Genomic DNA, 7,610 nt, shown 5'->3' with positions numbered 1-7,610 from the left:
TCGCCCACGGCCTCATCGACACCGCGGCGTTCGTCGGCTACGTACTGCTCGCGCACCATCTCGGATGGCTGCGCTGACAACGCCGCGTAGGTTATCCGGGTGAACGGCGACCGATCACCCGATGCCCGACGGTTCCCGCCGCCGGAGCCGTCCCAGGTGATCCGGCGCGACCCCCGCTATACCCCGCCATCGTCCCAGCGTCCCGCCCCGCCGGCCCGCCAGACGCCCGTGGCCGCGCCACGCCAACCTCCCGTCATCCACCGCCCGCCGGCGACAGCGGCCGACACCACGGCACCCCTGCGTCGTCCCGCTCCCCCACCGCCGCCACCGCCGAGCCGCCCCCGCAAACCGAAGCGCAAGCGGCCTTGGGGCCGAATCGCCGCGCTGACTGTGCTGATCGCGGTGCTGCTGGCCACCGCGGGCCTACTCGGCGGAGCGCTATGGATGGACACCTCACTGCACCGCAGCCCGGTGCTGGCCGACTACCCCGGTCGACCGGCAGCCGGCCGGGGTACGACATGGCTGCTGGTCGGTTCGGACAGCCGCCAGGGGCTCACGCCCGAGCAGCAGCAGGCCTTGAACACCGGCGGCGACATCGGCAACGGGCGCACCGACACGATCCTTCTGGTGCATCTGCCTGCATTCGGGTCAAGCGCCCCCACCACGATGGTGTCGATCCCCCGCGATTCCTATGTGCCGATTCCCGGCTACGGCGGCGACAAGATCAACGCAGCGTTCGCAATGGGTGGCGCCCCCCTGCTGGCGCAGACCGTCGAGCAGGCCACCGGACTGCGGCTGGACCACTACGCCGAAATCGGGTTCACAGGGTTCGCCGGCGTGGTCGACGCGCTCGGCGGTGTCACGATCTGCCCGACCGCCGCGATCAGCGATCCGCTGGCCGGGATCAATCTGCCGCCCGGATGCCAGCGGCTCCACGGCCGCGATGCCCTCGGCTATGTGCGAACCAGGGCAACGCCGCGCGCCGACCTCGACCGGATGGTCCACCAACGGGAGTTCATGTCGGCGTTGCTGCACCGCGCCGCCACGCCGGGGGTGTGGCTCAACCCGTGGCGGTGGTATGCGGTGCCGCACGCCGCGGCCGGCGCCCTGACCGTCAACCAGACAGACCACATCTGGGACTTGGCGCGGCTGGGCTGGGCGCTGCACAGTTCCACCACCATGCTGACCGTGCCGATCGGCGAGTTCACCGGCAGCGATGCGGGCTCGGTGGTGGTGTGGAACCACGACGCGGCCCGCCAGTTGTTCGACGCGCTGGCGTCCGACTCGGCGCTGCCCTCTTCTGCGCTTGAGGGTGCATCGTAAAAACCAGACCATTTCCTCGCTTAAATCAGAATTTGCTCCTATTAATAAGCCTTGCTTTACTTAGGAAAACCTGGCCTCAGTAAGTGTTACCTTGCATGACATGGCCTCTGAGCTGCGGTAGCGTGACGTCCATGACGGACCGGGAATTGCATAAGACCAAATTCCACTCATTATTGCAGGAGCAGATCTACAACGAATTCACCGCGGCCCAGCAATATATTGCGATCGCGGTCTATTTCGACGAGGCCGCCCTGCCACAGCTGGCGAAACACTTCTACCGCCAGGCGGTCGACGAGCGAAACCACGCCATGATGCTGGTGGCATATCTGCTCGACCGCGACGTCGATGTGGAGATTCCCGGTGTCGGCGCCGTCCGTAACCAGTTCGACGCGGCGACGGACGCGCTGGCGTTAGCGCTGGACCAGGAGCGTGCCGTCACCGAGCAGGTCAGCAGGCTGGCCGCCGTCGCTCGCGACGAAGGTGACTACCTCGGCGAGCAGTTCATGGCATGGTTCCTCAAAGAGCAGGTCGAGGAAGTGGCGCTGATGACGACCTTGCTGCGGGTGGCCCGCCGCGCCGGCGACAACCTGTTCGAGCTCGAGAACTTCGTCGCCCGTGAGGTGTCAACGCCGTCCACCGATTCGGCGGCGCCCCGGGTGGCTGGCGGCCGCCTCTAGTCGTAGCCGGCGCCGGTCAGTCCGTTCTGCAACCACGACTTGGCGCGGCCCGGGTGATGCGTGGCGATCCACGCCACCCCGATATCGCGGCAGAACTGGACGTCCTCGAAGTGGTCGACATTCCAGCAGTACAGCGCTCGACCCTGGGCGGCGGCGCGGTCCACGAGTTCGGGGTGCTCACGAAGCGTTGCGATCGACGGCCCGACCGCGGTGGCCCCGACCGTGCTGGCTGTCGGCCCGCCCAGATACCGGTAGCCCCGGCTGAGCAACACCGTGGGCAACAACGGCGCTGCTCGCCGGATACGCCACAGCGCCATCCCTGAAAAGGACATGAGCACGGCGCGCGATCGGTCAGCAGAAGCGGGTGTCGCGATGCCGAAGCGTTGCAGCAACGCCAGCACCTTGCTTTCCACCAACGCGCCATACCGAACGGGATGCTTGGTCTCGATGAAGATCTTGACCGGCCGGTTCCAGTCCAACACCAGCGCCACTAACGCATCCAGCGTCAACAGACCGGTATCGCCGTGGGCGCCGTCCGGCCGCCAACTGCCATGCCACGCGCCGAATTCCAGCTCCCGAAGCTCCGCGAGCGTCATCGTGCTGACGATGCCCACCCCGGTCGATGTGCGATCCAGCCGTCGGTCGTGCACGCACACCAGATGGCCGTCGCGGGTGAGCCGCACGTCGCATTCGACCCCGTCGGCGCCTTCCTTGAGCGCCAGATCGTATGCAGCCAAGGTATGTTCGGGCCGAGCTGCCGATGCGCCTCGATGCGCCACCACGAAGGGGTGCCCGGTGAGCACCTGCTCGGCCCACGTCATAGCACTATGCTGCCGGTTCCTGGCCCTCAGACTCAACAGGAACGGCCGATGTCGCTGCGACGGCTTTTCCCTCCTCGCCGACGACGAGCCAGCGATGCGCGGGCCGTTCGACGGGTTTGCGGTCGAATTCCTCGAAGACTCTGCCGATCGCGGCCACGACAGCCGCCGCCAGCAGATACGCGAACACCGTCGTGACCGTGTTGTTGGCGATGCCTTGTGCGTCATGGGCACCGCTGGTCGCGATGGCCCACAGCGATACCGCGGTGCTGACGATCCACACTGCCCACCACACCAGGATGGGTTTACGCAGCCGCGCATAGTGATCTTCGACGGTCGCCAGCTCGATCACGTACACCGGCGCCCACACCAAGTTCACCAGCGGCACCAGGCAGCCCGCCCACATCGTCCGGATAGACCGCGGTTCGGGCCGACGCAGATGGCCAAACGCCGCGGCCCGCCGGGCGATCAACCACTGGACCAACACCACGGCGCAGGTGAGCACGGCGACGATCGCCGCCAAGCTGGCCAGTACCCCCAGCCAGAGCGCCGCCGCAGCCACCACAGGGTTCAACAGTGTGCTGCGGTTGATGATCAGCAGGACGTAGCGGACGACGTGCACCAGCGCCGCGATGGCCAGCACCACGATGGTCATCAATAGCGTTGCGCGCACCCTCGCGGCCGTCGGTCCCGCCTGCGGCGCGACAGTCTGACCGGCGGCGGCATCGACGCGGTCGACCAGTCCCCACCGCGGTATCGCCGTGTACCGCGGGGTGGGCCCCAGCGGCCGGCGGCGTGGTCGCGGCGGTGGCGGTGGACCCGGCCGCACTGCTATCCACCGGAAGCCTGGCGGCAGCCGCGGCGGTGTGCGCTGTGCAATGCCGGGCTTGCTGGTTGGCTGTGCGCTCCACCGCGGGTCGGGGTGCGGCACCGGTGCTTGCAGCGTTCCGCGGCAGCGCGGACACCACACCCGCTGGCGATCACGGACGTTCCAGCGGGTGCCGCAGCCGGAGCACACCTGGATCACGGCACCAGCTTAAGCGCGGCGACGCCGCGGGTCCGGACAGACCGCGGCGGATTCGAACCGTCCAGCACACTCCCAGCTATCTACGGCTATCCACAATTTCCACAGGCTTATCCACAACCAGTGCCAGATGTCGGCATTGTTAATGCAGTGTCAAATAGCCTTTCTGCCCGTCGCTGTGGATAAGGCGGCACTCACGGAGCCACCCATCCAAAGGGCTCGCGCCCGCCGAGCGAAATAAGTTGGCGCGCTAAGCATCCCTCCCCTCCGGCCGACGACCGGTCGCGCAGCATCTGCGCCAACTGCGCACCAAGTGCCGCGCCAATCATCCGGCGCACCCGGGTGAACACCGGGGTCAGCCAGCGGTTATCGGTTCAATTTTTCTGCTGCTTCGTAAGACGCTATGATCGCGATCACCAGATCAGTTGTGTGACTCATCTCACTGGGGGCGGTTTAGGTGCAGGCCAGGGGCACTCGATGACGACGCAACCACTCGGACCCCGATCGGCGTCATCGCCGCAGTGGTATCCGGGCTCATCGACGTGTAGTCGTTCCTACCTCTTGGCCGGTGTGCGCGCCGGGCTGATCGCTTTGGTGTTGTTGGCGATCCTGGCCGTCATCGTTTTGGTCTGACGTCGCGGCGATTCCGGACATCGGCAGCACTCCTCAGGACTCGTTGTTGCGGTGTGCCCGCTCATGGAGCAGGGTTGATTACGCTTAGGCCGCCGCGTGGCGGGAAACCTGCAAGCAAGACGTCACAAGCGATCACCGACGATCAAGGAAGGAATCGGAGTGGCTGAATACACCTTGCCCGATTTGGACTGGGACTACGGAGCGCTGGAGCCGCACATCTCCGGTCAGATCAACGAGCTTCACCACAGCAAGCACCACGCGACGTACGTCAAAGGCGCCAACGACGCCCTGGCAAAGCTGGAAGAGGCGCGCGCCAAAGACGACCATTCCGCGATCGTCGGGCACGAGAAGAGTCTGGCTTTCAACCTGGCCGGGCACGTCAACCACTGCCTGTGGTGGAAGAACCTGTCCCCCAACGGTGGTGACAAGCCAACCGGCGAACTGGCCGCCGCCATCGACGACGCGTTCGGGTCGTTCGACAAGTTCCGCGCCCAGTTCACCGCCGCTGCCACCACCGTGCAGGGGTCGGGATGGGCGGCACTCGGCTGGGACAGCCTGGGCAGCAACCTGTTGGTATTCCAGGTCTACGACCACCAGGCGAACTTCCCGCTCGGGATCGTCCCGCTGCTGGTGCTCGACATGTGGGAACACGCCTTCTACCTGCAGTACAAGAACGTCAAGCCCGACTTCGCCAAAGCGTTCTGGAACGTGGTCAACTGGGAAGACGTCCAGGCCCGCTATGCGGCTGCGACTTCGAAGACCAAGGGCCTGATCGCCGGCTGAGCTCGACGGCCAGGGAACCCGATACCACCGACGACACAGGGGCGTCGCGCCAAACGCGCGGCGCCCCTTGTTTTTGCACAACCGTCGTTGATTAGCCGTGTCGGCTTGCGGGTACACGCTTGCTGTCGCATGCTTTGCTCATCGACCCACCGACGTGTTGTCCCGAAGGCGGAGGTATCGCGGAGGCCGAAATGGAAACTGGGTCAGGCCGGGCCATCGAAGTGGCCCCCTTCCACTCCCGCGGTTCGCTGAAGGGATTCGTGATCTCTGGTCGGTGGCCGGATTCGACGAAGGAGTGGGCCCAGCTTCTTATGGTTGCTGTCCGGGTAGCCTCGTTGCCTGGATTGCTTTCCACCACAACGGTTTTCGGTGCTCGCGAGGAATTACCCGAGTCTCCTGAGCCAGGTACCGTGGGCTTGGTGGTGGCCGAAGGACCGGTGGTTGGTGAATCTGCCATCGCGCCAGGGCATTTCGCTGACCACCAGCCGCCTGCGCTGATGATGTTGCATCCGCCGTCAGAGACCACACCGTCGTTGCCGGAATGCAGCGGGGCGGCATCGGGATGCGTACTCCTGCCGGGATTGCCGTATCTGGGACTAGAGCACCGTGCGGCCTGGGTCGAGGCAGAAGCCGACGGCACGGTCACGTCAATGGTGAGCCGTGTCGGCGTCGACCCGATCAGCCATCCTGACACCGCGATTCTGGCGATGCTGCTTGCGGCGTAAGTGATTTGGCTGCACAAGTCCATAACAAAGCGGTCGCCGAGCCAACGCGCAATATAGCGCGCGCTAATTGGAAAGAGGCGCTTGCCGAATCGGCAAATACGGCCACCCGAACTTGACCACTGCACTGGCGGACCTCTTTTGCAGCCGCTAGCCTGGGATCGTTAGCGAAGGGGAGTAGCCCCGAATCGTCGAGTCGACACACTGGCGAACAGCCCGGCCGGCGAACCGTTCCCAAGCGGACGGTGGGCGAGACCTTCGACCCGAAGTTCGACGAACGACGCGAGTCGATCGTCGAACGCCGCGTCGAAAGGTCGCCACATGCTCGCAGCCTCGATTTTGAGCTTCTGGGTCGTTTTCGTCGCCGAGCTCGGCGACCGCTCGCAACTGATCACGATCACCTATTCGCTGCGCTACCGCTGGTGGCTGGTGCTGACCGGAGTGGCGATCGCCTCGATCGTGGTGCACGGGGTTTCAGTAGCAATCGGGCATTCGCTGGGTATGACGCTACCGGCGCGGCCGATGGCGTTGGCATCAGCGGTTGCCTTCTTGATCTTCGCGGTATGGACGTGGCGCGAGGCGAAAACCGGCGACGACGGTGTTGCCCAGGTCCGCAGACCGCGCTTCGCGCTGCTGGCCGTGGTGTCGTCCATCGTTCTGGCCGAACTCAGCGACAAGACCACGCTGGCCACCATCACGCTGGCCAGCGATCACAACTGGGTCGGCGTGTGGATCGGCACCACGGTTGCCATGGTGGCGGCCAATGGTCTGGCCATTGTGGCGGGGATTTTGCTGCACCGCCGCATGCCGGTACGGCTCCTGCACGTTTTGGCCGGACTGCTGTTCCTTGCGTTCGGGCTGTGGATGCTGTTCGACGGTGCGCTGGGCTGGCGCTGGGTGGCTGTCGCGGCGATCGCAGCGGTGATGGCAGTCGCGGCGCTCCTGGCAACCCTGCGCGTCGCCCGCCGCCGCGAGCCGCTGCCCAACTCCGGGGACCGTGGCCGCCCGTCGGCTGACACCGCGCGCCCGGGCGTCTCCTCCTCCACGACGGCCGCCCCGACAGAAGCTCGCGAAGCCGGCGCAATCCCGCTCGACGGTGCTCCGCCGACCAAGCGACGGCAGCCGACAGCAAATTGGCTTTTGAATCGATCTTCGTAGTCGGCTCGTTGCCGGGCGACGGGTGACGCGCCGATGACGGCGACCGCCCACCAATGCGGCTGAACCAGTGGCCGCACTGCGCGCCATAATTTTCCTTGGTGCATAGTGTGTATACGGCTCGTGAACCGCGTGTTCTCGTTCAGCGGCGCTCGCAATCGCCGCGGCGGCCGTGGACATCAATTGCGGACGGGTTTGCACTTGGCCGCGGCCATAACTGTCGCTACGATGTTCAGCAAATACATGGATGAGTCGTTCTTTCTTGCAGCCCGCTGGAGGTCATATCGATGAGCACGACGTTCGCTGCCCGCCTGAACCGCCTGTTCGACACGGTGTATCCGCCCGGTCGCGGGCCGCATACGTCGGCCGAGGTGATCGCGGCGCTCAAGGCAGAGGGCATCACGATGTCGGCTCCGTATCTCTCACAGCTACGCTCCGGCAACCGGACCAACCCCTCCGCGGCGACCATGGCGGC

7 protein-coding genes and 2 pseudogenes are annotated in these 7,610 nt (G+C 65.6%); 7 read left to right on the top strand and 2 right to left on the bottom strand.

Annotation, left to right across the window (positions count from 1 at the left end):
• Window positions 1-99: 99 nt before the first annotated feature.
• Window positions 100-1,323 (top strand): LCP family protein, encoded by a 1,224-nt coding sequence (locus VFA16_RS19010; RefSeq protein ID WP_324969307.1) that lies wholly within the window; start codon window positions 100-102, stop codon window positions 1,321-1,323.
• Window positions 1,324-1,454: 131 nt separating this feature from the next.
• Complete coding sequence (locus tag VFA16_RS19005; RefSeq protein WP_324969306.1) at window positions 1,455-2,000, top strand: ferritin; 546 nt, start codon at window positions 1,455-1,457, stop codon at window positions 1,998-2,000.
• On the opposite strand, the gene VFA16_RS19000 is transcribed toward VFA16_RS19005, so the two are convergent.
• Both VFA16_RS19000 and VFA16_RS18995 read right to left on the bottom strand, forming a co-directional pair.
• The gene (locus tag VFA16_RS19000) at window positions 1,997-2,821 is read right to left on the bottom strand and encodes a glycerophosphodiester phosphodiesterase (RefSeq protein ID WP_324969305.1); all 825 of its coding nucleotides are present in this window, start codon (window positions 2,819-2,821) and stop codon (window positions 1,997-1,999) included. The two genes, VFA16_RS19005 and VFA16_RS19000, sit on opposite strands and share 4 nt — an antisense overlap.
• A gap of 4 nt (window positions 2,822-2,825) precedes the next feature.
• Window positions 2,826-3,845 carry a DUF4328 domain-containing protein gene (locus VFA16_RS18995; RefSeq protein WP_324969304.1) on the bottom strand — a complete coding sequence of 340 codons (1,020 nt, stop codon included), beginning with the start codon at window positions 3,843-3,845 and terminating at the stop codon, window positions 2,826-2,828.
• A 474-nt stretch (window positions 3,846-4,319) separates the two neighbouring features.
• Between VFA16_RS18995 and VFA16_RS18990 the strand changes: the two genes are divergently transcribed.
• The 5 genes and pseudogenes from VFA16_RS18990 to espR form a co-directional block, all read left to right on the top strand.
• The gene (locus tag VFA16_RS18990) at window positions 4,320-4,475 is read left to right on the top strand and encodes a hypothetical protein (protein ID WP_324969303.1); all 156 of its coding nucleotides are present in this window, start codon (window positions 4,320-4,322) and stop codon (window positions 4,473-4,475) included.
• A gap of 159 nt (window positions 4,476-4,634) precedes the next feature.
• Window positions 4,635-5,258 carry a superoxide dismutase gene (locus tag VFA16_RS18985; protein WP_324969302.1) on the top strand — a complete coding sequence of 208 codons (624 nt, stop codon included), beginning with the start codon at window positions 4,635-4,637 and terminating at the stop codon, window positions 5,256-5,258.
• A gap of 191 nt (window positions 5,259-5,449) precedes the next feature.
• Complete coding sequence (locus VFA16_RS18980) at window positions 5,450-5,983, top strand: peptidase (protein ID WP_083088203.1); 534 nt, start codon at window positions 5,450-5,452, stop codon at window positions 5,981-5,983.
• 318 nt (window positions 5,984-6,301) lie between these two features.
• A pseudogene (locus VFA16_RS18975) lies at window positions 6,302-6,952 on the top strand (TMEM165/GDT1 family protein); the annotation flags it as partial.
• A 470-nt stretch (window positions 6,953-7,422) separates the two neighbouring features.
• Window positions 7,423-7,610: pseudogene (gene espR / locus VFA16_RS18970) on the top strand (type VII secretion system ESX-1 transcriptional regulator EspR); the annotation flags it as partial.

Source organism: Mycobacterium sp., from assembly GCF_035653355.1.
Lineage (GTDB): Bacteria > Actinomycetota > Actinomycetes > Mycobacteriales > Mycobacteriaceae > Mycobacterium.
The sequence above is the reverse complement of the archived record's forward strand: the minus strand, read 5'-3'. Positions and strand labels throughout refer to the sequence as shown.